Annotated in this window: 22 protein-coding genes; 9 read left to right on the top strand and 13 right to left on the bottom strand. The window is 63.5% G+C overall.

Going from position 1 to position 24,301, the window contains the following annotated elements:
- Positions 1–54 precede the first annotated feature (54 nt).
- Complete coding sequence (locus tag AC1Z3V_RS15800; RefSeq protein WP_429815058.1) at positions 55–483, top strand: Fur family transcriptional regulator; 429 nt, start codon at positions 55–57, stop codon at positions 481–483.
- Positions 484–535: 52 nt separating this feature from the next.
- Here AC1Z3V_RS15800 and AC1Z3V_RS15795 read toward each other — a convergent pair whose 3' ends face one another.
- Positions 536–1,447 carry a DMT family transporter gene (locus tag AC1Z3V_RS15795; RefSeq protein ID WP_483500280.1) on the bottom strand — a complete coding sequence of 304 codons (912 nt, stop codon included), beginning with the start codon at positions 1,445–1,447 and terminating at the stop codon, positions 536–538.
- A gap of 151 nt (positions 1,448–1,598) precedes the next feature.
- Positions 1,599–3,083: a nucleobase:cation symporter-2 family protein gene (locus AC1Z3V_RS15790; RefSeq protein ID WP_483500278.1), complete on the bottom strand. Its 1,485-nt coding sequence runs from the start codon at positions 3,081–3,083 to the stop codon at positions 1,599–1,601.
- A 297-nt stretch (positions 3,084–3,380) separates the two neighbouring features.
- On the opposite strand from AC1Z3V_RS15790, the gene AC1Z3V_RS15785 reads away from it, so the two are divergent.
- Entirely contained in the window at positions 3,381–3,836 is a 456-nt protein-coding gene (locus AC1Z3V_RS15785) for a hypothetical protein (protein ID WP_483500276.1), read from the top strand.
- A 115-nt stretch (positions 3,837–3,951) separates the two neighbouring features.
- On the opposite strand, the gene AC1Z3V_RS15780 is transcribed toward AC1Z3V_RS15785, so the two are convergent.
- From AC1Z3V_RS15780 to AC1Z3V_RS15745, 8 genes are all read right to left on the bottom strand, one after another.
- Complete coding sequence (locus tag AC1Z3V_RS15780; protein WP_429815070.1) at positions 3,952–5,673, bottom strand: ABC transporter substrate-binding protein; 1,722 nt, start codon at positions 5,671–5,673, stop codon at positions 3,952–3,954.
- Positions 5,674–5,754: 81 nt separating this feature from the next.
- Positions 5,755–6,177, bottom strand: a complete 423-nt coding sequence (locus AC1Z3V_RS15775) for a DUF2160 domain-containing protein (RefSeq protein WP_429815072.1) — start codon at positions 6,175–6,177, stop codon at positions 5,755–5,757.
- Positions 6,177–6,995, bottom strand: a complete 819-nt coding sequence (locus AC1Z3V_RS15770) for a carbohydrate ABC transporter permease (protein ID WP_065774067.1) — start codon at positions 6,993–6,995, stop codon at positions 6,177–6,179. Before AC1Z3V_RS15770 ends, AC1Z3V_RS15775 begins: the two co-directional genes overlap by 1 nt.
- A gap of 22 nt (positions 6,996–7,017) precedes the next feature.
- Entirely contained in the window at positions 7,018–7,884 is an 867-nt protein-coding gene (locus AC1Z3V_RS15765) for a carbohydrate ABC transporter permease (RefSeq protein WP_057255038.1), read from the bottom strand.
- Positions 7,885–7,886: 2 nt separating this feature from the next.
- Positions 7,887–8,957 carry an ABC transporter ATP-binding protein gene (locus AC1Z3V_RS15760; protein ID WP_429815075.1) on the bottom strand — a complete coding sequence of 357 codons (1,071 nt, stop codon included), beginning with the start codon at positions 8,955–8,957 and terminating at the stop codon, positions 7,887–7,889.
- 21 nt (positions 8,958–8,978) lie between these two features.
- A complete protein-coding gene (locus AC1Z3V_RS15755; protein ID WP_483504094.1) occupies positions 8,979–10,049 on the bottom strand; it encodes an ABC transporter ATP-binding protein in 1,071 nt (356 codons plus the stop codon).
- Positions 10,050–10,186: 137 nt separating this feature from the next.
- Positions 10,187–11,704 carry a glycerol-3-phosphate dehydrogenase gene (gene glpD / locus AC1Z3V_RS15750; RefSeq protein WP_483500273.1) on the bottom strand — a complete coding sequence of 506 codons (1,518 nt, stop codon included), beginning with the start codon at positions 11,702–11,704 and terminating at the stop codon, positions 10,187–10,189.
- A 131-nt stretch (positions 11,705–11,835) separates the two neighbouring features.
- Positions 11,836–12,600: a DeoR/GlpR family DNA-binding transcription regulator gene (locus tag AC1Z3V_RS15745; RefSeq protein WP_077967971.1), complete on the bottom strand. Its 765-nt coding sequence runs from the start codon at positions 12,598–12,600 to the stop codon at positions 11,836–11,838.
- Positions 12,601–12,773: 173 nt separating this feature from the next.
- Between AC1Z3V_RS15745 and AC1Z3V_RS15740 the strand changes: the two genes are divergently transcribed.
- The 7 genes from AC1Z3V_RS15740 to AC1Z3V_RS15710 all read left to right on the top strand — a co-directional run bounded on the left by AC1Z3V_RS15740 (position 12,774) and on the right by AC1Z3V_RS15710 (position 20,752).
- Positions 12,774–13,541, top strand: coding sequence for an SDR family NAD(P)-dependent oxidoreductase (locus tag AC1Z3V_RS15740; RefSeq protein WP_483500271.1), 768 nt, complete (start codon positions 12,774–12,776; stop codon positions 13,539–13,541).
- 126 nt (positions 13,542–13,667) lie between these two features.
- Positions 13,668–14,564 carry a LysR family transcriptional regulator gene (locus AC1Z3V_RS15735; RefSeq protein WP_429815084.1) on the top strand — a complete coding sequence of 299 codons (897 nt, stop codon included), beginning with the start codon at positions 13,668–13,670 and terminating at the stop codon, positions 14,562–14,564.
- Positions 14,565–14,744: 180 nt separating this feature from the next.
- Entirely contained in the window at positions 14,745–15,221 is a 477-nt protein-coding gene (locus tag AC1Z3V_RS15730; protein WP_483500269.1) for a formate dehydrogenase subunit gamma, read from the top strand.
- Positions 15,221–16,777 carry a formate dehydrogenase beta subunit gene (locus AC1Z3V_RS15725; RefSeq protein WP_483500268.1) on the top strand — a complete coding sequence of 519 codons (1,557 nt, stop codon included), beginning with the start codon at positions 15,221–15,223 and terminating at the stop codon, positions 16,775–16,777. The genes AC1Z3V_RS15730 and AC1Z3V_RS15725 overlap by 1 nt, the downstream gene beginning before the upstream one ends.
- An 11-nt stretch (positions 16,778–16,788) precedes the next feature.
- Entirely contained in the window at positions 16,789–19,668 is a 2,880-nt protein-coding gene (gene fdhF / locus AC1Z3V_RS15720; RefSeq protein WP_483500266.1) for a formate dehydrogenase subunit alpha, read from the top strand.
- A gap of 21 nt (positions 19,669–19,689) precedes the next feature.
- On the top strand, positions 19,690–20,529 hold the full coding sequence (gene fdhD, locus AC1Z3V_RS15715; RefSeq protein ID WP_483500265.1) for a formate dehydrogenase accessory sulfurtransferase FdhD: 840 nt from the start codon (positions 19,690–19,692) through the stop codon (positions 20,527–20,529).
- Complete coding sequence (locus AC1Z3V_RS15710; protein WP_247959481.1) at positions 20,519–20,752, top strand: formate dehydrogenase subunit delta; 234 nt, start codon at positions 20,519–20,521, stop codon at positions 20,750–20,752. Before fdhD ends, AC1Z3V_RS15710 begins: the two co-directional genes overlap by 11 nt.
- Positions 20,753–21,317: 565 nt before the next feature.
- On the opposite strand, the gene AC1Z3V_RS15705 is transcribed toward AC1Z3V_RS15710, so the two are convergent.
- The 3 genes from AC1Z3V_RS15705 to rocF all read right to left on the bottom strand — a co-directional run bounded on the left by AC1Z3V_RS15705 (position 21,318) and on the right by rocF (position 24,235).
- Positions 21,318–21,797 (bottom strand): chemotaxis protein CheW, encoded by a 480-nt coding sequence (locus AC1Z3V_RS15705; RefSeq protein WP_173517702.1) that lies wholly within the window; start codon positions 21,795–21,797, stop codon positions 21,318–21,320.
- 286 nt (positions 21,798–22,083) lie between these two features.
- Entirely contained in the window at positions 22,084–23,289 is a 1,206-nt protein-coding gene (gene rocD / locus AC1Z3V_RS15700) for an ornithine--oxo-acid transaminase (protein WP_483500262.1), read from the bottom strand.
- A 22-nt stretch (positions 23,290–23,311) separates the two neighbouring features.
- A complete protein-coding gene (gene rocF / locus AC1Z3V_RS15695; protein WP_483500260.1) occupies positions 23,312–24,235 on the bottom strand; it encodes an arginase in 924 nt (307 codons plus the stop codon).
- Positions 24,236–24,301: the final 66 nt, after the last annotated feature.

Raw genomic sequence — 24,301 nt, 5'->3', positions numbered from 1 at the left:
AAGCATTCGCAACTAGCTATTTTCAAAACCGGTGCCCTTGGCTAGTGTACGACCATGAAACAGAACAAGAATCGTGTCGAAGAGCTGGAAGGCGTTTTGCGGGATGGCGGCGTGCGCGTGACGCGTCAGCGCTCCGCAATCCTGAAGATCCTCGCCACCGCCGAAGACCATCCGGATGCAAACGAACTGCATCGCCGGGCGAAGGAGCTCGACGCCACCGTCTCGCTTTCGACCGTCTACCGGACGCTGTCGGCGCTCGAACAGCAGGGTGTGGTGCATCGCCATGCCTTCGAAAGCGCCACTGCGCGTTTCGAGACCGCCGACGCGCCGCATCACGATCATCTGATCGACATCGATACCGGTGCGGTCATCGAGTTCCGCTCCGACAAGATCGAACAGTTGCAAGCGGAGATTGCCGCCGAGCTCGGCTACGATCTGGTGCGGCACCGGCTCGAGCTCTACTGCCGCAAGCGCAAGGACTGAGCCAAGCTCGTTGGGGCCGCCACGCCTCCTGTTGCCTTCAAATGAAAGAAAGTCAGCCGCGACCCGGGACGGCGGAAGTGCGCCACCGCGCCGGCATGGTCATGGCGGCAACGCCGACGATGACGCAACCGAGGCCGGCCCAGGCGGTGTCCGATAGCCGCTCGCCGAGGAAGAGCGCGCCGATGGCGACGCCGACAGGCACGCGCAGATAGGCCTGGGCCGTGGCGCCGACCGAACCCAGGGTCTGGATCAGCCGGAAATAGATGGCGAAGGCAAGCGCGGTCGAGAAGACGGCAAGGCCGAGAAGGGCGAGCAGCGAAGCCATCGACGGCGCCAGCGTCCAGGGCCGATCGACAATGAGGCTGGTGGGGATCAGCAGCACCGTGCCCGCGATCAGCGAGCCGGCGGCGGGCATCATCGGATCCAGACCCTTGAAGCCGCGCCCGAAGATCGCGGCGCCGGCATAACAGACGGTCGCGAGCACGACGGCGAGCTGCGGCAGCAATTGCGCGCCGAGACCGCCGAAGGCCTCCATGCCGATGATCAGGCTGATGCCGGTCATGCCTGCGATGACGCCGACGAGCTTGCGGATGGAGACCGGCTCGTGGCGGGTGATCAGGGCCGTCATCAGGAAGGTGAAGATCGGCGTCGTCGCGTTGAGGATCGAGGCGATGCCGGCATCGATCGTCTGTTCGGCCCAGGCAATCAGCGTGAACGGCACGACGCTGTTGAGGCAGGCCTGGAACAGGAACCGCCGCCAAGTCGCCGCGTCGCGCGGCATCGCCAGGCCACGCCAGCGGAGAACCGCGAGAAGCAGGACACCGGCGATCAAGGTGCGGGCAGCAATCAGCGTGACCGGCGGAATGGTTTCAACGCCGATCTTGATAAAGGTGTAGGAAGCGCCCCAGAGCGTTGCAAGCGCAAGCAACAGGAGGAGCTCGAGGGAGAGATTGGTCTTGGCCATGGCAAGGGAACCTTCGTGTCGTCGTCGTTGCCATTCTCCTAGCGCGGTGGGGACGGCAGATGCTTCGGTGACGGTCGAAGTATCGAAATGTGCATGAGACAACAAAGCCCCGGCCACCTTTCGGGGCCGGGGCAGATGTTTTCGGCATCGCTCAGTGGCTGTCGGCGAGCTTGGCCGCGTCGACGGAGGCGGACCTTTCAAAGCTCAACCCATTGAAGAAGGCGTTGAGCATCACCGCCGAGATCGAGGCGAGCACGATGCCGGACTCGATGATCGGGTGGATCACATGCGGCAGCCACATCAGGTAGTTCGGCGCAATCAGCGGGATCAGGCCGAATCCGACGGAGACGGCGACGACGAAGAGGTTGTTGCGCGACGACTTGAAGTCGACGGTCGACAGGATGCGCACGCCCGTTGCCGCCACCATGCCGAACATCACCAGGCCGGCGCCGCCGAGAACGAAGGTCGGTACCGCCTCGACCAGCGCGCCCATTTTCGGGATCAGGCCGAGTGCGATCATGATGACGCCGCCCATCACGCAGACATAGCGGCTTTTCACGCCGGTGACGCCGACGAGGCCGACATTCTGCGAGAAGCTCGTATAGGGGAAGGTGTTGAACAGACCACCGATCATGGTGCCGAGGCCATCGACCCTAAGCCCCGCCGTCAATTGCTGCTGCGACACCTCGCGGCTGGTCATTTCACCGAGCGCCAGGAACATGCCGGTCGATTCGATCATGACCACGATCATCACCAGCGACATGGTGGCGATTAGAACCGGATCGAAGATCGGCATGCCGAAGCGCAGCGGCGTGACCACGGCGAACCAGCCGGCGTCCGCCACCCGGTCGAAATGCATCATGCCGAGCGCCGCGGCGACGACACAGCCGACGACGACACCGGTCAGCACCGCGATGTTGCTGATCAGCCCGCGACCGAAGCGTGCGATCACGAGAATGGAGACGAGCACGAAGGCGGCAAGGGCGATATGGCTCGGCTCCGCGTAGAGCGGGTTTGGCACCGTGGCGCCGAGCACCAGGCCATCAGGAATGGCGGGTCCGCCGGCGGCGGCAGCCTTCTTCAATTCGGCCAGCCATTCGGCATGGGTCGGATCGACGAGCTTCGGCGCCGTCGGCCCGAAGGGATTGCCGAAGATCCAGTTCACGCCCACGCGCATCAGCGAGACGCCGATGACGAGGATGATGGTGCCGGTGACGACCGGCGGGAAGAACCTGAGCAATCTGCCCATCAACGGCGCGAGCAGGAGTGCGACGAGGCCGGCCCCGATGATGGCGCCGAAGATCATGCGCGCCCCTTCCTGCCCGGGCGTCATCGCCGCCATCGAAACCATCGGGCCGACGGACGCGAAAGTAACGCCCATCATGACCGGAAGACGGATGCCGATGCCGCGGCCGATGCCGAGCGACTGGATGATGGTGACGATGCCGCAGACGAACAGGTCGGCCGAGATCAGAAAAGCGACGTCCTCAGGGCTGAGCTGCAGCGCCCGGCCGACGATCAGCGGCACCGCGACGGCACCGCCATACATGACAAGAACATGCTGGATCCCGAGGGTCGCGAGCCTGCCCACCGGCAGCTTCTCGTCCACCGGGTGTATGCTGGAAACGTCGCTCATGGTTCCTCCTCCCATCACGTCGACCAGTCCGGCTCCCCCGTCCTCCAACAGGGGAATGCAATTTTTCCGTGTCGAGGCAGAATGTCGCAAGTATCGCCAGAACGAAAACACTTTCTGGAATCCGGGGGAAATCCGCCAAGATGCGGGGGGCCGGAACGCGTGTTGCGAGGTCGCAGCGCTTGCCCAAGGCGGCGGCCTGACGAATCCAAAGATCATGCAACGTAGCCGCAATGCGAAGCATCGATGGTTTCTTGGCCGGTGAAATGCTCCGGTGCGTTCGTTTTGGGATCACGATCAATGGTGTCTTGGAGACAGGCCTTCCGGCATCTGGCCGCCGTGCTGTTCACGCTCGCCTTCGCCCTTCCGCCGGCCGCTGCGCGCGCCAGCGGTGCGACCTTTCCGGGGCAGTGGCAGCAGGTGGCGTCAGGAACGGACGCATGTGAGACCTGCTGGGTCGAAATCAGCCGGAACGGTCCTGTCCTGAAGGTGACGGGCAAGGACGGATGGTTCGCGGTGGTCCATCTCGGGCGCGCCGGAGGCGGGTATCGCGCCGAGGGGATCGGCCGTTGGAGCGAGCGCGGCGACAGTCACTATCGTGGCCAGCCCTTCGACATCCGGATCGCGATCGTCGACAAGCATCTCTACATGGATATGACGGTGCGGATGGACGATGGCTCGACACGGGCGGTCAGGGCGATCTTCGACAAGCGCCGGTCCGAGAAGTCCAGGCGCTTGCGGCTGGCGCGCATGTAGGTCGCGGCCGTTTCTTCCGAGGGATGCCGACAAAGAAAAACCGGGGCCGTTGCCGACCCCGGTGCCGCATCTCCTGAAGAGAAGAGGCCGCCCGTCTTGCAGGCGGCCCCGTTTTTTACTGCTGCCAGCTCTTGACCAGATCGTCGTAGTTGACGGTCTGCGGCTTGTCCTTCTCGTTCTCGACTTTCAGCTGCGGAGCGAGGTTGCCCTTGGAAGCGGCGTCCTTGTTCCAGTATTCGAGATCGTGCTCTTCGGCGAGCTTCGGGCCGATGTCGCCCTGGACGCCCGAGCGTTCCAGACGGGAGAGAACCTTCTCCTGCTCGGCGCACAGCGAGTCCATGGCTTCCTGGGCAGTCTTCGCACCCGAGGAGGCATCGCCGATCGCCTGCCACCAAAGCTGAGCCAGCTTCGGATAGTCAGGAACGTTCGTGCCGGTCGGCGACCACTGCAGGCGGGCCGGCGAACGGTAGAACTCGATCAGACCGCCGAGCTTCGGAGCGCGGTCGGTGAAGCTCTTGTGGTCGAGCGTCGACTGGCGGATGAAGGTGAGGCCGACATGGCTCTTCTTCACGTCGACGGTCTTCGAGGTCACGAACTGCGCATAGAGCCAGGCGGCCTTGGCGCGATCGTCAGGCGTGGACTTCAAGAGCGTCCAGGAACCGGCGTCCTGGTAACCGAGCTTCATGCCGTCCTTCCAGTAGACGCCGTGCGGGCTCGGAGCGAAACGCCACTTCGGCGTGCCGTCTTCGTTGACCACAGGCAGACCCGGCTTGACGAAGTCGGCGGTGAACGCCGTGTAGGTGAACATCTGCTGGGCGACTTCGCCCTGCGACGGAACCGGACCGGATTCGGAGAAGGTCATGCCCTGCGCAGCCGCCGGTGCATAGGCCTTCATCCAGTCGAGATACTTCTGGATCGAGTAGACCGCGGCCGGGCCGTTGGTGTCGCCGCCACGGGCTACGCAGGAGCCGACCGGACGCGAATTCTCGTCGACCTTGATGCCCCACTCGTCGACCGGCTTGCCGTTCGGGATGCCCTTGTCGCCGTTGCCGGCCATCGACAGCCAGGCGTCGGTGAAGCGCCAGCCGAGCGACGGGTCCTTCTTGCCGTAGTCCATGTGGCCATAGACCTTCTTGCCGTCGATTTCGCGGCCGGTGAAGAACTCGGCGATGTCTTCGTAAGCGGACCAGTTGACCGGAACGCCGAGCTCGTAACCGTACTTTGCCTTGAAGTCCGCCTTGTTCTTCTCGTCGTTGAACCAGTCGTAGCGGAACCAGTAGAGGTTCGCGAACTGCTGGTCGGGAAGCTGGTAGAGCTTGCCGTCCGGCGCCGTCGTGAAGGACTTGCCGATGAAGTCGTCGATGTCGAGGTTCGGGTTGGTGACGTCCTTGCCTTCATTGGCCATGAAGTCGGTCAGGCTGCGGGCCTGCTGGTAGCGCCAGTGGGTACCGATCAGGTCCGAGTCGTTGATGTAGGCGTCGTAGACGTTTTCGCCCGACTGCATCTGCGTCTGCAGCTTTTCGACGACGTCGCCTTCGCCGATCAGGTCGTGGGTGATCTTGATGCCGGTGATGTCGGAGAAGGCCTTGGCGAGGACCTTCGATTCGTATTCATGGGTGGTGATCGTTTCGGAAACGACCTTGATCTCCATGCCGGCGAAGGGCTTGGCCGCATCGACGAACCACTGCATTTCGGCTTCTTGGGCCGCGCGGTCGAGCGAGGACAGGTCGCCGATCTCGCTGTCGAGGAACTTCTTCGCCTCGTCCATGCCGGCGAATGCCGTGCCGGTAAAGGCCAGCAGCATTGCCGCCGTCGTAGTCAAAAGATGCCGTCGCATAATTCCCTCCCTTAGGTTTGCGAGTGCGGTTCTTTAGGTTTTGACGGGCCGCTACCCAGCGGCCCGTCAAATCGGTTCGCCTCAGACGTAGCGGAAGACGCCGACGGCATAGACCAGGGAGAGCGCGAGCGCCCACCACAGGTTCTGTCCGCCGACGAAGCCGAGCCACGCGAGGTGAATGAAGGCGCTGCCGAGCAACGACACGAAGAGGCGATCGCCCCGCGTGGTCTCGAAGCGCAGGATGCCGACGCGCGGATTGCCGCCCGGCGAGGCATATTCCCAGACTGCCATCATCGACAGCAGTGCGAAGATCGTCAGGAAGAACATGGCCGATGGGAACGACCAGGCCATCCAGCCCCCGGCGACCAGCGGCGCGAACCAGTCGCGCGCGCCGTCCTTGATCGGCAACATGCTGATCAGCAGCCCGGCGACGGCGGCATAGACGACGAGAACGGCAGCGAAGGGCAGTTGCCAACGGGCCTTGCGATTGGGTTGAGCGGTCATCATACCCTCCCGAGGGCAAAGCCCTTGGCGATGTAGTTGCGAACGAAATAGATCACCAGCGCGCCCGGAATGATGGTGAGCACGCCGGCAGCGGCCAGCACGCCCCAGTCGAGGCCCGAGGCGGAAACCGTGCGGGTCATGGTGGCGGCGATCGGCTTCGCGTCGGTGGTCGTCAGCGTGCGGGCAAGCAGGAGTTCGACCCAGGAGAACATGAAGCAGAAGAAGGCGGCGACACCGATGCCCGAGGCGATCAGCGGCATGAAGATCTTCACGAAGAAGCGCGGGAACGAGTAGCCGTCGATATAGGCGGTTTCGTCGATTTCCTTCGGCACGCCCGACATGAAACCTTCCAGGATCCAGACGGCGAGCGGCACGTTGAACAGGCAGTGGGCGAGCGCCACGGCGATGTGCGTGTCGATCAGGCCAAAGGCCGAATAGAGCTGGAAGAAGGGCAGCGCGAAGACCGCCGGCGGCGCCATGCGGTTGGTCAACAGCCAGAAGAACAGGTGCTTGTCGCCGAGGAAGCGGTAACGCGAGAAGGCGTAGGCCGCCGGCAGCGCTGCCGTCACCGAGATCACCGTGTTCATGACGACGTAGATGATCGAGTTGATGTAGCCGTTGTACCAGGACGGATCGGTGAAGATCACCTGGTAGTTCCGGAGCGTCGGGTTCACTGGCCAGAGCGAGAAGGTGCTGAGGATCTCGCTCGTCTCCTTGAAGCTCATGTTGACGAGCCAGTAGATCGGCAGCAGCAGGAAGACGATGTAGATCGTCGGCACCAGCCAGGACAGGCGTTCGGTAAGCGGTTGTGTCTGCATGTTGGTTCTCCTCCCGCTCACGTCAGCCTTGCGCGTCGCTCGTGGTCATCACGGTGTAGAAGATCCACGAGAGCAGCAGGATGATGAGGAAGTAGATGATCGATAGCGCTGCCGCCGGACCGAGGTCGAACTGGCCGATGGCCGTCTTGACGAGGTCGATCGACAGGAAGGTGGTGGAGTTGCCCGGGCCGCCGCCGGTGACGACGAAGGGCTCGGTATAGATCATGAAACTGTCCATGAAGCGCAGCAGGAAGGCGATCAAAAGCACGCGCTTCATCTTCGGCAGCTGGATGTAGCGGAACACTGACCAGCGCGAGGCGCCATCGATCTTGGCCGCCTGGTAGTAGGCGTCCGGGATCGAGACGAGGCCGGCATAGCAAAGCAGCACGACGAGGCTCGTCCAGTGCCAGACGTCCATGACGATCAGCGTCACCCAGGCGGCGACAGGGTTCTGCACATAGTTATAGTTGATGCCCATGCCTTCGAGCGTGCGGCCGAGCAGGCCGATGTCGACGCGGCCGAAGACCTGCCAGATGGTGCCGACGACGTTCCACGGGATCAGGAGCGGCAGCGCCATCAGGACGAGGCAGACCGGCACGCCGAGACCCTTCTTCGGCATGTTGAGGGCAATGATGATGCCGAGCGGGATTTCGATCGCCAGGATGATCGCCGAGAAGATCAGGTTGCGGGTGAGCGCATCCCAGAACCGGTCTGACGTCAGCACCTGGACGTACCAGTCGGTGCCGGCCCAGAAGAACGCGTTATTGCCGAAGGTGTCCTGGACCGAATAGTTGACGACGGTCATCAGCGGGATGACGGCCGAGAAGGCGACCAGCACGAGGACCGGCAGCACCATGAACCAGGCCTTGTTGTTCCAGGTTTTTTCCATGATCAGGCCTCCTCGCCGACGCGCCAGGAATCGGCGTAGATGTTGATGGCTTTCGGATCGAAGCGGACGCGCGGCTCGGCGGGGATCTCGCCGTCCTCGTCGACGATGATCGAGATCGGCTGGTCGGCGAAGCGGGCGCGGACGATCTTGTGGCGGCCGATATCCTCGACCTTGGTGATCGCGACCGGCATGCCCTCGCGGCCGATCGAAACGAATTCCGGGCGGATGCCGAGCTCGGTCTTGGCGCCGGCCTTGACCTTGGGCAGGAAGTTCAAGGCCACGTGTTCGCCGCCGACAGTGGCGGTGTTGCCGTCGAGCTTGACCGGCAGCACGTTCATGCCCGGCGAACCGATGAAGTAGCCGACGAAGGTGTGGCGGGGGCGCTCGAAGAGCTCGGCCGGTGTGCCGATCTGGACGATCTGGCCGTCATACATGACGACGACCTTGTCCGCGAAGGTCAGTGCCTCGGTCTGGTCGTGGGTGACGTAGACCATGGTGAAGCCGAACTGCTTGTGCAGCCGCTTGATCTGCGAACGCAGCACCCACTTCATTTCCGGATCGATGACGGTCAGCGGTTCGTCGAACAGGATGGCGCTGACGTCGTTGCGCACGAGACCGCGGCCGAGCGAGATCTTCTGCTTCTGGTCGGCGGTAAGCCCGCGGGCCGTCTTCTTCGCCCAGCCGCCGAGACCGATCATCTCGATCGTCTCCTTGACGCGGCGGTCGACCTCGGCTTCCGGCACGTGCCGGTTCCGCAACGGAAAGGCCAGATTGTCGTAGACGGTCATCGTGTCGTAGATCACCGGGAACTGGAACACCTGGGCGATGTTGCGTTCCTGGGTGGAGAGATGCGTCACGTCCTTGCCGTCGAAGAGGATGCGCCCTTCGGACGGGTTGATCAGGCCGGAGATGATGTTGAGCAGCGTGGTCTTGCCGCAGCCGGACGGGCCGAGCAGCGCATAGGCGCCGCCGTCGTTCCATTCGTGATGCACTTCCTTCAGCGCATAGTCGTTTTCCGACTTCGGTTTGGCGCCGTAGGCGTGGCGGATATGTTCCAGGTCGATGCGTGCCATGTTTTCCTCCCAACGCCTCCCTTAGGCCGCGCCGCCGATGGCGCGTCCATCGGGCCCGAAGGCCATGAGATGGCGGGTGTCGACGAAGACCTCGAGGGTCGCGTCCGGTTCGATGTCGTGAATGCCCGGCGCCAGCATGACCCAGCGCGCATTGGCGAAACCGACGTGAATGAAGCTCTCCGATCCGGCGATCTCCGAGATCGCGGTCTTCACGGAGAGCGCGTCGCCGCCGCCATTCGGCCGGTCGAAGGAGATGTGGTGCGGCTGGAAGGCGACGGTGCAGGGACCGTCGGCAATTGCCGCCAGGTGCGCCGGGACCGTCAGTACGGACTTGCCGTCGAGCGCAAAGAGTGAACCGGTCTTGACGACTTCGATCGTGTTCAGCGGCGGGTCGGCGAAGGTGCGGGCGGTGATGAGGTCGGTCGGACGACGATAGACGTCGATCGTCTTGCCGAACTGGGTGACGCGACCCTGGCTGAGGGCTGCGGTATTGCCGCCGAGCAGCAAGGCTTCCGATGGCTCGGTGGTGGCATAGACGAAGATCGCGCCGGAGGCGGCGAAGATCTTCGGCAGCTCCTCGCGCAGTTCCTCGCGCAGCTTGTAGTCGAGGTTGGCGAGCGGTTCGTCGAGCAGCACGAGATCGGCATTCTTGACGATGGCGCGCGCAAGAGCCGTGCGCTGCTGCTGGCCGCCCGAGAGGTTCAAGGGCGTGCGGTCTAGATAGGGCGTCAGCTTCAGGAGCTCGGCTGCCTTGCGGACTTCACGGTCGATGGTGGCGGCATCGGCGCCGCTGATGCGCATCGGCGAGGCGATGTTCTCATAGACGGTCATCGCCGGATAGTTGATGAACTGCTGGTAGACCATGGCGACCGAGCGCTTCTGCACCGGCAGGCCGGTGACGTCGGTGCCGTCGAAGATCAGCGAGCCGGAGGCGGGCTTGTCGAGACCGGCCATCAGCCGCATCAGCGACGTCTTGCCGGAAAGGGTCGGGCCGAGCAGCACGTTGAGCGACCCCCTCTCCAGCACCAGGTCGGTCGGGTAGATATGCGTCTCCCCGCCCACGACCTTGGATATCTTCTTCATTTCAAGCATCGAATTCTCCACCCAGCCATCGGCAGTCCAGAGCGTTTCCACGCCGGCGCGGACGCTCTGTCTCATCGTTTTCTTGCATTTCCGGACGCAAAACCGCTGCGCACCCTTGCGTCCGGAAATGCTTTAGAATGCGGTCTTCAGGCGGCTGCGTTGGCCGCGCCCCGCATATACTCCTCCAGCGCTGCCGCCTCGCCGGGCGTCAGCTTCAATCCCAGTTTCGTGCGGCGCCACAGCACGTCCTCGGCGTGCCGCGCCCATTCCTTGGTCATCAGCCACCTGACCTCGGCCTCGTAGAGATCCGCGCCGAAATGGTGGCCGAGTGCGGCCTCGCTCGAAGCAGGGCCGAGGAGCGTGGCGGCGCGTGTGCCGTAGAGGCGCACCAAGCGTCGCGCGTGTGCCGGCGCAAGGAAGGGATACTGCTTCTGCAGCCTTGCGACTTCGTCGGCATAGCCCTGGGCAGGAAAATCGCCGCCCGGCAGCCTCGATCCGGCCGTCCATTTCGATCCCTTGACGCCGATTGCCTCGCCGATCTTCTCGAGCGCAGCCTCGCCGAGGCGGCGGTAGGTCGTGAGCTTGCCGCCGAAGACGTTGAGCAGTGGCGCCGCACCCTTGTCGCCCTCGACCCGCAGCACGTAGTCGCGGGTCGCCTCCTGCGCCTTGCTGGCGCCGTCGTCATAGAGCGGGCGCACGGCGGAGTAGGTCCAGACGATGTCGTCCTTCGTCACCGGCTCCAGGAAATACTCGCTTGCGGCCTTGCAGAGATAGTCGACCTCGGCGTCGCTGATGCGGACATCGGCGGGGTTGCCGGTGTAGTCGCGATCGGTGGTACCGATCAGGGTAAAGTCTTCTTCATAGGGAATGGCGAACATGATGCGGCCATCCGGGTTCTGGAAGAAATAGGCGCGCGGGTCGTCGAACTTCTTCTTCACGACGATATGGCTGCCCTGGACGAGGCGGACATTGTGAACGTCGTTCTTGCCGAGCGCGCCGGAAAGCACCGTGTCGACCCAGGGGCCGGCCGCATTGATGAGCATGCGGGCCCGCAGGACCTTGCGTTCGCCGCTGGTCTGGTTTTCGGTCTCGACCGTCCAGAGGGCGCCATCGCGCCTTGCCGAGACGACACGGGTGCGGGCCATGATGACGGCGCCGCGGTCGGCGGCGTCGCGGGCGTTCAGCACGACGAGGCGGGCGTCGTTGACCCAGCCGTCGGAATATTCGAACGCCTTGTTGAACAGGCGCTTCAGCGGCTTGCCGGCCGGATCGCGGTTCATGTCCAGCGTCGCCGTCGGCGGCAGCAGCTTGCGGCCGCCGATGTGATCGTAAAGGAAGAGGCCGAGGCGGATGAGCCAGGCCGGGCGCAGGCCGCCCTTATGATAGGGCAGCACGAAACGCATCGGCCAGATGACGTGCGGCGCCATCGCCCAGAGCACTTCCCGCTCCATCAGCGCCTCGCGCACGAGGCGGAACTCGTAGTGCTCGAGATAGCGCAGGCCGCCGTGAATAAGCTTGGTGGAACCGGAGGAGGTGCCGGAAGCGAAATCGTTCATTTCGGCCAAGGCGACCGAATATCCACGGCCGGCCGCGTCGCGCGCGATGCCGCATCCGTTGATGCCGCCGCCGATAACGAAGACGTCGTAGATTGCCTGCTCTGACACTGCTGTTTCCCCTCCACTTTTCGCGACGCACAAATTGATGCGTCAGCGAAAGTGAAATCAGTTAAAACGAAAACATATCGAATGTCAAACGAATGCTCCCCGAATCTTTAGCGGTGCCTAAACCGCTAGTCTCAGGCGTCGGTTTCGATCAGCCGAACGTCCTGTTCGGCGCAGATTTTCCTGACATTTTCGAGCGTGCAGCGATCGGTGATGAAGGTCTGCACCTGCGAGATGTGACCGATGCGCACCGGCGCGGTTCTTTCGAACTTGGTCGAATCGGAAACGAGGATGACATGGCGCGCATTGGCGATGATTGCCTGTGCGACCTTCACTTCGCGGAAATCGAAATCGAGAAGCGCGCCGTCATGGTCGATTGCCGAGGCGCCGATGACGGCGAAATCGACCTTGAATTGTTTGATGAAGTCGACGGCGGCCTCGCCGACGATACCGCCGTCGGAGCCACGTACGACGCCGCCGGTGATCACCACCTCGATCGAGGGGAAGACGCGTAAGCGATTGGCGACATTTATATTGTTGGTGATGACCATCAATTCCTTGTGGTCGAGAAGGGCCTCGCCCACGGCTTCGGTCGTTGTGCCGATATTGATGAACAACGAGGCATTGTCGGGAATGAGTTCGGCGGCGGCCTTGCCGATCGCCTGTTTCTCCGGTGCTGCGATCTGGCGGCGGGCATCGTATTTGACGTTTTCCTTGCCGCTCGGGAAGATCGCGCCGCCGTGGATACGGTTCAAAACCTTGGCGTCGCAGAGGTCGTTCAGGTCCTTTCGGATGGTTTGCGGCGTGACGGAAAAGCGCTGGGCCAGCTCCTCCACGAGCACGCGACCCTCGCTCTTTGCCAGTTCCAGGATCTCCGCCTGCCGACCCGTCAGATACATTCCATCCTCCCCATTTTCGTTTTCTTTCATAATATGCAAAAACGAAAGTCGCGCAATTTCATAAATGGGCGTTTATCGTGAAACCGGTTTCGCCATGGTTTAAAATGCGGGAGCGCGTTGCATTCGTTTCGGCGATGGGCGACGCTGCCCCGAGGAGCGAAGAGGGGATAGACATGTTTCATCCGGCCTTGTTCAAGGGCATGACCGTCGTCGTCACCGGCGCCGGGCGCGGCATCGGGCTGGAGGTCGCGCGGCAATTCCTGGACTGCGGTGCGCGCGTACTCGTCCATGCCGGCCGGTCGATCGGCGAGCTGCCCGACTTTCTCGAATCGGCGGCGACCGAGGGGCGGGCGCATGTGGTGACGGCGGATTTTCTGGCGCCGGATGGCGTCGAGAGCTTGGCCGAGGCGGTGCGCAGCCGGTTCGAAAGCGTCGATATCCTCATCAACAATGCCGGCACGATGGTTGGTCGCTTTCCCGCGGCGGAGCTCACCGACGAACAATATCGGACCGTCGTGCAGCTCAACCAGACCGCGGTCGTCGAGATGACGCGGGCGATGCTGCCGTTGCTGCGCAAGGGCACGCATCCGGCGATCGTCAACACCGTGTCGATCTCGGCGATCACAGGCGGCAGTGCCGGCTCTTCGATCTATTCGGCCACCAAGGCCTTCGTCGCCACCTATTCCAAGGCGCTGGCGCGCGAACTCGCGCCCGAGGGCATCCGGGTCAACTGCGTTTCGCCCGGCACGATCACCACCGACTTTCATCAGCGCTATTCGTCGCCGGAAAAGCTGGAGGCGACCCGCAAGACCATTCCGCTCGGCCGGCTGGGAACGGCGGAGGATTGCGCGCCGGCCTACCTTTTCCTCGCCTCACATGTGCTGTCGGGTTACATCACGGGTCAGGTGCTGGAGGTGAATGGCGGGCAACTGATCGCTTGAGTCTGTGTTTGCGGTAGCATTCGCCGCTCATCCCCAGACCTTCTCCCCACACGTGGGGAGAGAGCCAGGGTGAGGGGCGAACCACCCCGTTAGGGTGAGGGGCAGGGCAGTCCCCAAAGGGTAGACATGATCGATAAGCTGGAAATGTTCCTCGTCCTCGCGCGCGAACGGCACTTCGGCCGCGCGGCGGAGGAGTGTGGGGTGACGCAGCCGACATTGTCGGCCGCCATTCGTCAGCTCGAGGATCAGCTCGGCGTCATGCTCGTCAGTCGTGGGTCACGTTTCCAGGGACTGACGCCCGAGGGACAGCGGGTGCTGGAATGGGCGCGCCGCATCGTCGGAGATGCCCGGACGATGCGGGAGGAGATGCGGGCGGCGCGCAAGGGCCTTTCCGGCCACATCCGCCTGGCGGCGGTGCCGACCACGCTTGCCATGGTGCCGATGATCACCGCGCCGTTCCAGGAAAAGCACCCGGACGTCACCTTCTCCGTGCAGTCGACGACATCGGTGCAAATCCTGGCGCAACTCGAAAATCTCGAGATCGACGCCGGATTGACCTATCTGGAGAACGAACCGCTCGGCCGGGTAACCAGCGTTCCCTTGCAGGTCGAGCGCTACCACCTCGTCACCGCTGCCGGGACGCCGCTTTCGGAGCGGGAAAGCGTGACCTGGAAAGAGGTTAGCGACGTTCGGCTTTGTCTATTGACGGCCGACATGCAGAACCGCCGCATCATCAACCAGCATTTTTCGGAAGCCGGCGCCGTTGCCAGTCCGACGCTCGAATCAAACTCGATGATCGTCCTTTTTTCGCATGTGCGCACCGGTCGCTGGGCCAGCATCATGCCGTTCAACGTCGCGAAATCATTCGGTTTTCACGAGGATATCCGGATGATTCCGATCGTCGATCCGGATGCCCGCCACACGGTTGGCTTGGTTGCGACGCATCGCGAGCCGTTTACGCCACTCGTGTCGGCCCTGCTGCATGAGGCGCGCATTCTCGGCGAGCGAAACCAGGCTCAATAGATTTTTTCTATCGATCGACGGAACAGCCTTATTGACCCATTGGGACATAAGCGCGAAGCTTTTTCAATCATGGCCGGAGACCGCCGGGGAACGGCCTCTGTGAGACAAGTGAAATGTCGGCTGGGCCGGTTGCTCGTTTCGGGTACCGTCATCCTAGCCCACGAGCCGGGAGGGCTCCCGTTGAATATCCATCAGCCGCGCGCCGATATCGCGGAAACCACGCTCGCCATCGTCGAGGAGCTGAAGGGGCTCGAAGGGCCGCTGCTTCCGATCCTGCACGGGATCCAGGAAGAGTTCGGCTATGTGCCGCAGGAATGTCTGCCGCTGGTTGCACGCGAGCTCAACCTGTCGCGCGCCGAAGTCTATGGGGTGATGACCTTCTACCATGACTTCCGCGAGCATCCGGCCGGGCGCCACGTGCTGAAGCTCTGTCGTGCCGAGGCCTGCCAGTCGATGGGTGGAGACCAGCTTGCCGAGCGGGCAAAGCGGCTGCTCGGCATCGATTTTCACCAGACGACGCCGGATGGCGCGGTGACGCTGGAACCGGTCTACTGTCTCGGGCTCTGTTCCTGCGCACCCTCCGCCATGCTCGACGGAGAGGTGCATGCCCGGGTCGATGCCGCCGAACTGGAAGTGCTCGTTCAGGAGGCGCGTTGATGACGGTGAAGATCTATATCCCGCGGGATGCGGCCGCCGTGGCGCTCGGCGCCGAGAAGGTCGTGACGGCGATGAGCGAGGCGATCGCTTCGCGCGGTCTCGATGCAGTGATCGTGCGCAATGGTTCGCGCGGCATGCACTGGCTGGAACCGCTGGTCGAAGTGGAGACGGCCGAGGGCCGTATCGCCTATGGTCCGGTCAAGGCGCGCGACGTTGCCTCGCTCCTCGATGCCGGCCTGCTGGAGGGCGGCGATCACGCGCTCTGTCTCGGCAAGACCGAGGAGATCCCCTTCCTCAAGCAGCAGACGCGGCTGACCTTTGCCCGCTGCGGCATCATCGATCCCCTGTCGCTCGACGACTACCAGGCTCATGGCGGGCTCGCCGGCCTGCGCAATGCCATCGCGCTGACACCTCAGGATATCGTCACGCAGGTGACCGAGAGCGGCCTTCGCGGCCGCGGCGGCGCCGGCTTCCCGACCGGCATCAAGTGGAAGACGGTGCTCGATGCTGCGGGTGAGCGCAAATACATCGTCTGCAATGCCGATGAGGGCGACAGCGGCACCTTTGCCGACCGGATGATCATGGAGGGCGATCCCTTCGTGCTGATCGAGGGCATGGCGATCGCCGGCATCGCGACCGGCGCCACCAAGGGCTTCATCTATACCCGCTCCGAATATCCGCATGCGATCGCGGTGATGGCAGAGGCGATCGAGATCGCGCGCAGGGCGGGCGTGCTCGGGCCCTCGGTGCTCGGGTCGGGCCGGGCCTTCGACATGGAGGTGCGCACCGGCGCCGGCGCCTATGTCTGCGGCGAGGAAACGGCGCTGCTGAACAGCCTCGAAGGCAAGCGCGGCATCGTGCGCGCCAAGCCGCCGCTTCCGGCCCACAAGGGCCTCTTCGACTGTCCGACCGTCATCAACAACGTGATCTCGCTCGCCTCGGTGCCCATCATCATGGACAAGGGCGCAGCCTTCTACCGCGACTTCGGCATGGGCCGGTCGCGCGGCACGATCCCGATCCAGATCGCCGGCAATGTCAAACATGCCGGCCTGTTCGAAACCGCCTTCGGCCTGGCGCTCGGCGATATCGTCGACCAGATCGGCGGCGGCACGGCGAGCGGCCGGCCGGTGAAGGCGGTACAGGTCGGCGGTCCGCTCGGCGCCTACTTCCCGCGGGCGCTGTTCGATACGCCGTTCGACTATGAGGCCTTTGCCGCGCGCGACGGCCTCATCGGCCATGCCGGCATCGTTGTTTTCGACGATACGGTCGACATGCTGCACCAGGCACGCTTCGCGATGGAATTCTGCGCCGTCGAAAGCTGCGGCAAGTGCACACCCTGCCGCATCGGTTCGACCCGCGGCGTCGAGGTCGCCGACAAGATCGCGGCCGGCATCGAGCCGGAGAAGAACCGCGAACTGCTCGCCGATCTCTGCAACACCATGAAGTTCGGTTCGCTCTGCGCGCTTGGCGGCTTTACGCCCTATCCCGTCATGAGCGCCATGACCCATTTTCCGGATGATTTTCAGCCGGCACCGCGCGTTGAAGCGGCGGAGTGAGGAGAAAGACCATGTCTCTCATTCATGAAATCGACTACGGCACTCCCGCTTCCAAGTCCGAAAAGCTGGTGACGCTGACGATCGACGGGCGCGATGTCACCGTGCCCGAGGGTACCTCGATCATGCGCGCGGCGATGGACGCGGGCATCGAGGTGCCAAAGCTCTGCGCCTCCGACATGATGGATGCCTTCGGCTCCTGCCGGCTCTGTCTCGTCGAGATCAAGGGACGCGCCGGCATGCCGGCCTCGTGCACGACGCCGGTGGCGGCCGGCATCGAAGTCTCCACCCAGACACCACGGCTGAAGGACGTTCGCCGCGGGGTGATGGAACTCTATATCTCCGACCACCCGCTCGACTGTCTGACCTGTGCGGCCAATGGCGATTGCGAACTGCAGGACATGGCCGGCGCCGTCGGTCTGCGCGACGTGCGCTATGGCTACGATGGCGAGAACCACGTCACTGCGCGCAACAATGGCGAAATCAACGCCAAGTGGATGCCGAAGGACGAGTCCAATCCCTATTTCACCTATGACCCGGCGAAATGCATCGTCTGCTCGCGTTGCGTGCGCGCCTGCGAGGAAGTGCAGGGCACCTTTGCGTTGACGATCGGCGGCCGCGGATTCGACAGCCGCGTATCGGCCGGCATGGCGGAAGACTTCATGTCGTCGGAATGCGTTTCCTGCGGCGCCTGCGTGCAGGCCTGCCCGACGGCGACGCTCACGGAAAAATCGGTCATCGAGATCGGCCAACCGGAACATTCGGTCGTCACCACCTGCGCCTATTGCGGCGTCGGCTGTTCGTTCAAGGCGGAAATGCGCGGCGAGGAACTGGTGCGCATGGTGCCGTGGAAGGATGGCCAGGCGAACCGCGGCCATTCCTGCGTCAAGGGCCGCTTCGCCTATGGCTACTCCAACCACAAGGACCGCATCCTCAATCCGATGATCCGCGAGAAGATCACCGATCCCTGGCGTGAGGTCACCTGGGAGGAGGCTTATGCGCATGTGGCCTCCGAATTCCGCCGGATCCAGTATCAGTACGGCCGTGATTCGGTCGGCGGCATCACCTCGTCGCGCTGCACCAATGAAGAGACCTATCTGGTACAGAAGCTGGTACGCGCCGGCTTCGGCAACAACAATGTCGATACCTGCGCCCGCGTCTGCCATTCGCCGACCGGCTACGGCCTCGGCCAGGCCTTCGGTACCTCTGCCGGCACGCAGAACTTCGACAGTGTCGAGTTCACCGACGTTGCCGTCATCATCGGCGCCAACCCGACCGACGGTCACCCGGTCTTCGGTTCGCGGCTGAAGAAGCGGCTGCGCGAAGGCGCGAAGCTGATCGTCATCGATCCGCGCCGCACCGACATCGTGCGCTCGCCGCATGTGGAAGCCGCCTATCACCTGCCGCTGAAGCCCGGTACCAATGTCGCGATCCTGACGGCGATCGCGCATGTGATCGTCACCGAAGGGCTTGCCGACGAGAAATTCATCCGCGAGCGCTGCGACTGGTCGGAATACGAGGACTGGGCCGCCTTCGTCGCCGAACCGCATCACAGCCCGGAGGCGACCGAAGCCTATACCGGCGTGCCGGCCGAGCTCGTGCGCGGTGCCGCGCGGCTCTATGCCACCGGCGGCAACGGCGCGATCTACTATGGTCTCGGCGTCACCGAGCACAGCCAGGGATCGACGACGGTCATGGCGATCGCCAACCTCGCCATGGTCACCGGCAATATCGGCCGGCCGGGTGTCGGCGTGAACCCGCTGCGCGGCCAGAACAACGTTCAGGGCTCCTGCGACATGGGTTCGTTCCCGCACGAGCTGCCGGGCTACCGCCATATCTCTGATGACGCGACCCGCGAGACCTTCGAGAAGCTCTGGGGCGTCGAGATTTCCAGCGAGCCTGGCCTGCGCATCCCCAACATGCTCGATGCCGCCGTCGACGGCACCTTCAAGGCCCTCTACATCCAGGGCGAGGACATCCTGCAGTCGGATCCGGACACCAAGCATGTGGCCGCCGGTCTCGCCGCGATGGAATGCGTCGTCGTGCACGACCTCTTCCTCAACGAAACCGCGAACTATGCCCATGTCTTCCTGCCGGGCTCGACCTTCCTGGAAAAGGACGGCACCTTCACCAATGCCGAGCGCCGCATCAACCGGGTGCGCAAGGTGATGACGCCGAAGAACGGCTATGCCGACTGGGAGGTCACGCAGAAGCTCGCCCAGGCCATGGGGCTTGACTGGAACTATCGCCACCCGTCCGAGATCATGGACGAGATCGCCGCGACGACGCCGAGCTTCGCGTTGGTCTCCTATGACTATCTCGACAAGATGGGCTCGGTGCAGTGGCCCTGCAACGAGGCGCATCCCGAAGGTTCGCCGATCATGCATGTCGACGGTTTCGTGCGCGGCAAGGGGAAGTTCATCCGCACCGAATATGTCGCGACCGACGAGCGCACCGGTCCGCGCTTCCCGCTGCTGCTCACCACCGGCCGCATCCTCAGCCAGTACAATGTCGGCGCCCAGACGCGGCGCACCGACAATGTCGCCTGGCACGCGGAGGACCGGCTGGAGATCCATCCGCACGATGCCGAACAGCGCGGCATCCGCGATGGCGACTGGATCAGGCTTGCGAGCCGCGCCGGGGAAACGACGCTCCGCTCGCTGATCACCGATCGCGTGGCGCCCGGCGTCGTCTACACCACCTTCCACCACCCGTCGACGCAGGCGAACGTCATCACCACCGACTTCTCCGATTGGGCCACCAACTGCCCGGAATACAAGGTGACGGCGGTGCAGGTGATGCCGTCGAACGGTCCGTCCGACTGGCAGGTGGACTACGACGAGCAGGCCCGCCAGTCGCGCCGGATTGCCGGCAAGCTGGAGGCGGCGGAGTGATGGCCCGCACTGCGATCGATCATGGCGACGTTTAAGACATCCAAGACCGTTCCCGAGGCCGCCCGCCGCAACGGCGCGCTTCGGGACGGTGTGCGGGCCGTGCCGGAGGAAACGCCTGTCGCCTTCTCCTATGGCGGCTCGACCCATGCGGTGATGATGGCGACGCCCGGCGATCTCGAGGATTTCGCCGTCGGCTTCAGCCTGACCGAAGGCATCATCACGGATCCCGACCAGATCGAAGCGGTCGAGGTCGTCGCCGAGACGATTGCGGACAATCTCGGCATCGATCTGCAGATTGCGCTTCATGACGAAGAGAACGATATGCTCCGCCGGCGCCGCCGGCACATGGCGGGTCCGGTCGGATGTGGCCTGTGCGGCATCGAATCGATCGAGCAGGCGGTGCGGCCGACTCCGGATGTTTCCCGTTCGAAGTTGACACTGTCGCAGGAGGATGTGGTCTCGGCCGTGGCGCTGCTCAACGGCCAGCAGCCGCTGCATTTCGAGACGCGTGCCGTGCACGGTGCCGCCTTCTTTGTGCCGGGACGCGGCCTGATCGCCGTGCGCGAGGACGTCGGACGGCACAATGCGCTCGACAAGCTGGTGGGCGCTGCCGCGCGCGCCGGCTTCAAGGGCAGCGAAGGCGCAGTCGTCGTCACCAGCCGTGTGTCCGTCGAGATGGTGCAGAAGACGGCGGTTGTCGGCAGTCCCGTGATCATCGCCATTTCTGCGCCGACAGCGCTTGCCATCCGCACGGCGGAGGCCGCAGGCATGACGCTGGTTGCGCTGGTGCGCGGCGACGAATTCGAAATTTTCACTCATGCCGAACGCATCAAGTCCGGAGCCGTCGCCGATGTCGCATGACAACACCAACGCCAAGCTGATCTACATGGCGAACCAGATCGCCACCTTCTTCAAGAGCCAGCCGCAGAACGAAGCGGCCCAGGGCGTCGCGACCCACATCAACAAATATTGGGAGCCGCGCATGCGGCGCAAATTGTTCGAGCATATCGACAATGGCGGCGAGGGGCTGACACCGCTGGTGCTGGAAGCGGCGCCGAAGATCAAGCGCCCGGAAGCCGCCTAACCTGCTGTCATCACCCGTAGGTTCTCCGACCGGGTGTCTTTCGAAGCAAGCCGATCCCTCATCTGAAAAGATTTAAGGGAAGGCGGCTACCGGTCGCCGCCTTCCCCATTCCCGAGCGCGGGGTGCAGGGATGCGCTCAGAAATTCTGCCAGCCGCTCGTTGTTCAAGCCGGATCGTGCGTGTTGTCGACAGGGTTTGCGGGGCCAAAAGCGGCGCAACTCTCTGGACAAGGACAAAGGCCGGATTGCCAAAAAATGTCTGGTCCGTTCTACGGCCGACCCTTCCGGGCCAGCGGCTTCGTGCTTCGCAGGGAGAGTTCGAACTACCGGGCTTCATGCCCAAGGCGCCGTGTTTCTGCAATTTATGTTAGTGGTAGGACTATTAAGCGGGTGTTAAAATAGCAATTATCAAATCTTAGTTGTGAAAAATTGCATACACTCTACGAGTTGAATTAGATTTCCCTGTTTTTGATGCCCCTCAAGTAACTTCGGTGCCCTCGCCAAAAGGAAAAGGCCCCCTCGCCGTCGGGCAAGGGGACCTTCGAATTGCAGGCTGGCGCGTATGATCAGGCGGCCATTTCCTCGACGTCGCGTTCCTTGAACATACGCGCGAGGTTGAGGAAGCAGATCATGCCGTTCTCGTTGGCGATGATGCCTTCAGCAAAGCTCTTGTCAAAGGATGCGGTCACTTCCGGCACCGGTTGCACCTGGCTGCCCTGGACAGTGAGGATGTCGGAGACCCGGTCGACGACGAGGCCGATCACCATGTTGTGCACTTCGGCGACGACGATGGCGCTGCGTTCGTTGGCCGTCGTCGATTTCATGCCGAGCTTGTGGGCGAGGTCGATGATCGGGATCACCGTGCCGCGTAGGTTCATGACGCCGATCACTTCCGGCGGCGAATGCGGAATGGGGGTGGAGGGTGCCCAGCCGCGAATTTCGCGGATCGTCGTTGTCTTGACGCAGAATTCCTGATCGTGGAGGCGGAACGCAATGATCTCCAGCGTCTCGCCGTCGAAACCGGCCGTCCTGATTGTGTTGGTCATCGAAGGTCCTTCCAGCTTTCCGGTCGACGCCTATGGACGCGACACCGCCAAACTCGAGAAATCTCCGCATGGCTGCCGGCGCATGGGAGCGCGGCGATGGTCCGTTGGGGAGAGATCCTTACAGTCCGCCGATCACATCCGGCGGGGCGCAGCTGCATCATGCGCGGAAGAACCGCTTTGCGCTTTGGGAAGGGACTATAGGCCGGGATTCGTTAAGACTTGCTTTTGCAGCCGCTCACGAACCAATCCGCCCCGAGGTTGCCCCGGGGCGGAGGATGGAAACGGGTCAGGCGGAGGCGAGGACCGCCGCGAAGTGCTCTACGGCCCAATCCACCTGGTCGGCGGTGATGACGAGCGGCGGGGCGATGCGAATGGTGTCGCCGTGAGTGTCCTTGGCGAGGATGCCGCGCTCCTTCAGCGCCTCGCAATATTTGCGGGCGCCGCCGGCCTCCGGCACCAGCTCCACCGCCAGCATCAGGCCGCGACCGCGCACTTCCTTGATGATGTTGGAGCGGATGTCGGTGAGCCCCTTCTGGAAGCGCTCGCCCATCCGTGCCGAATTCTCGATCATGCCTTCCTCGGTCAGCGCTTTCAGCGCCGCACGGGCAATGGCGCAGGCGAGCGGGTTGCCGCCGAAGGTCGAGCCGTGCTGGCCGGGCTTCAACACACCCAGCACTTCCGAATTGGAGAGCACGGCCGAAACCGGATAGAAGCCGCCGGAGAGAGCCTTGCCGATCAGCGTCACATCGGCCTCGATGCCTTCGTGCTCTTCGGCGAGCAGCTTGCCGGTGCGGCCGAGGCCGGTCTGGATTTCATCGAGGATCAGCGTGATGCCATGCTTGGTGCAGAGCTCGCGGACGGCGGTGAAGTAGCCGGCCGGCGGAACGATGACGCCGGCTTCGCCCTGGATCGGCTCGACGAGGAAGGCAACGGTGTTCTCGTTGATCGCGGCGCGGAAGGCGTCGAGGTCACCGAAAGGCACGACCTTGAAACCGGGGGCAAAGGGGCCGAAGCCGGTGCGGGCGTCCGGATCGGTCGAGAAGCCGACGATGCCCATGGTGCGGCCGTGGAAGTTGTTGGCGCAGACGATGATCTCCGCCCTGTTCTCGGCGACACCCTTGACCTCGTAGCCCCACTTGCGCACCGCCTTGACGGCGGTTTCGACGGCTTCGGCGCCGGAGTTCATCGGCAGCACCTTGTGCGAGCCGGTCAGCGCCGCAATCTCTTCGTAGAAATGGGCGAGCTGGTCGTTGCGGAAGGCGCGGGAGGTGAGCGTCAGCTTCTGCGCCTGCTCCATCATCGCCTTCAGGATCTTCGGATGGCAGTGGCCCTGATTGACGGCGGAATAGGCCGAGAGGCAATCGAGGTAGCGATTGCCCTCCATGTCCCAGACATAGACGCCTTCGCCGCGTGAGAGCACCACGTCGAGCGGCTTGTAGTTATGCGCGCCGAGCCGGTATTCGGTTTCGATCAGGGCTGCCGTCGTATTCATGCATTGTCCTCCGTTTGTTATCTCAGGCGCTGCGGGTCGGCCGGTCGAGCACACGGCGGCCGAAGAGGCTCGCCGTCAGTTCGACCAGGATGCGCGCGCTCTTGCCGCGGTCGTCGAGGAAGGGGTTGAGTTCGACGACGTCGAGCGAGGAAACCAGCCCGCTTTCCCAGAGCATTTCCATGATCAGGTGCGCTTCGCGGAAGGTGGCGCCGCCGGGAACGGTGGTGCCGACGCCCGGTGCGAGTTCCGGGTCCATGAAATCCACGTCGAGGCTGACATGCAGCAGGCCGTTTTGAGCGCGAACCTCTTCGAGGATCTGGCGCATGATGTGGGCCATGCCGAGTTCGTCGACGGCGCGCATGTCATAGACGCGCACGCCATGCTCGGTGATCTCTTCGCGCTCGCGGTCGTCGACGGAGCGGATGCCGACCTGGAAGACATTCTTCGGATCGACCAACGGGCGATCGGCCGGCAGGATCGGGGCGAATTCCGCTTCGCCACAGAAATAGGCGACCGGCATGCCGTGCATGTTGCCCGAAGGCGAGGTCGACGGGGAGTTGAAGTCGGCGTGGGCGTCGAGCCAGAGCACGAAGAGCGGCCGGCCGACTTCGGCGGCGTAACGCGCCATGCCGGAGACGCTGCCCATGGAGAGCGCGTGGTCGCCGCCGAGGATGATCGGGAAGTGGCCCTGGCGAACCGTGTCGTGCACGGAATCATGCAGCGCGCGGGCGAAGGCGGCGACGATCTGCAGATTGTTGGCGCCGGGGTGGTTGGCGAGGTCGCGGGCCGGCAGCGGCTTGACGTCGCCTTCGTCATGAACCGTGTGGCCGAGGTCGCGCAGCACCGTGTCGATGCCGGCGATGCGCAGCGCCGTCGGCCCCATGGCCGCGCCGCGTCGTCCAGAACCTTCTTCGATGGGTGCGCCGATCAGCGTGATGGTCGTCATATCCGCCCGATTCCTTCTCAAGATAATTCCGTGTGCTCCCGGTTGGGATCGCGCGGATTATGGCCA

Source organism: Ensifer sp. 38_S197 (genome assembly GCF_056924495.1).
Note: the sequence above shows the minus strand (reverse complement) of the source record. Positions and strands in the feature narration are given on the sequence as shown.

Excerpts from the sequence above, each read along its gene's own strand:
- AC1Z3V_RS15800 (WP_429815058.1), top strand. The coding sequence starts at position 55 with ATGAAACAGAACAAGAATCGTGTCGAAGAGCTGGAAGGCGTTTTGCGG.
- AC1Z3V_RS15795 (WP_483500280.1), bottom strand. The coding sequence starts at position 1,447 with ATGGCCAAGACCAATCTCTCCCTCGAGCTCCTCCTGTTGCTTGCGCTT.
- AC1Z3V_RS15790 (WP_483500278.1), bottom strand. The coding sequence starts at position 3,083 with ATGAGCGACGTTTCCAGCATACACCCGGTGGACGAGAAGCTGCCGGTG.
- AC1Z3V_RS15785 (WP_483500276.1), top strand. The coding sequence starts at position 3,381 with ATGGTGTCTTGGAGACAGGCCTTCCGGCATCTGGCCGCCGTGCTGTTC.
- AC1Z3V_RS15780 (WP_429815070.1), bottom strand. The coding sequence starts at position 5,673 with ATGCGACGGCATCTTTTGACTACGACGGCGGCAATGCTGCTGGCCTTT.
- AC1Z3V_RS15775 (WP_429815072.1), bottom strand. The coding sequence starts at position 6,177 with ATGACCGCTCAACCCAATCGCAAGGCCCGTTGGCAACTGCCCTTCGCT.
- AC1Z3V_RS15770 (WP_065774067.1), bottom strand. The coding sequence starts at position 6,995 with ATGCAGACACAACCGCTTACCGAACGCCTGTCCTGGCTGGTGCCGACG.
- AC1Z3V_RS15765 (WP_057255038.1), bottom strand. The coding sequence starts at position 7,884 with ATGGAAAAAACCTGGAACAACAAGGCCTGGTTCATGGTGCTGCCGGTC.
- AC1Z3V_RS15760 (WP_429815075.1), bottom strand. The coding sequence starts at position 8,957 with ATGGCACGCATCGACCTGGAACATATCCGCCACGCCTACGGCGCCAAA.
- AC1Z3V_RS15755 (WP_483504094.1), bottom strand. The coding sequence starts at position 10,049 with ATGCTTGAAATGAAGAAGATATCCAAGGTCGTGGGCGGGGAGACGCAT.
- AC1Z3V_RS15745 (WP_077967971.1), bottom strand. The coding sequence starts at position 12,600 with ATGTATCTGACGGGTCGGCAGGCGGAGATCCTGGAACTGGCAAAGAGC.
- AC1Z3V_RS15740 (WP_483500271.1), top strand. The coding sequence starts at position 12,774 with ATGTTTCATCCGGCCTTGTTCAAGGGCATGACCGTCGTCGTCACCGGC.
- AC1Z3V_RS15735 (WP_429815084.1), top strand. The coding sequence starts at position 13,668 with ATGATCGATAAGCTGGAAATGTTCCTCGTCCTCGCGCGCGAACGGCAC.
- AC1Z3V_RS15725 (WP_483500268.1), top strand. The coding sequence starts at position 15,221 with ATGACGGTGAAGATCTATATCCCGCGGGATGCGGCCGCCGTGGCGCTC.
- fdhF (WP_483500266.1), top strand. The coding sequence starts at position 16,789 with ATGTCTCTCATTCATGAAATCGACTACGGCACTCCCGCTTCCAAGTCC.
- fdhD (WP_483500265.1), top strand. The coding sequence starts at position 19,690 with ATGGCGACGTTTAAGACATCCAAGACCGTTCCCGAGGCCGCCCGCCGC.
- AC1Z3V_RS15710 (WP_247959481.1), top strand. The coding sequence starts at position 20,519 with ATGTCGCATGACAACACCAACGCCAAGCTGATCTACATGGCGAACCAG.
- AC1Z3V_RS15705 (WP_173517702.1), bottom strand. The coding sequence starts at position 21,797 with ATGACCAACACAATCAGGACGGCCGGTTTCGACGGCGAGACGCTGGAG.
- rocD (WP_483500262.1), bottom strand. The coding sequence starts at position 23,289 with ATGAATACGACGGCAGCCCTGATCGAAACCGAATACCGGCTCGGCGCG.
- rocF (WP_483500260.1), bottom strand. The coding sequence starts at position 24,235 with ATGACGACCATCACGCTGATCGGCGCACCCATCGAAGAAGGTTCTGGA.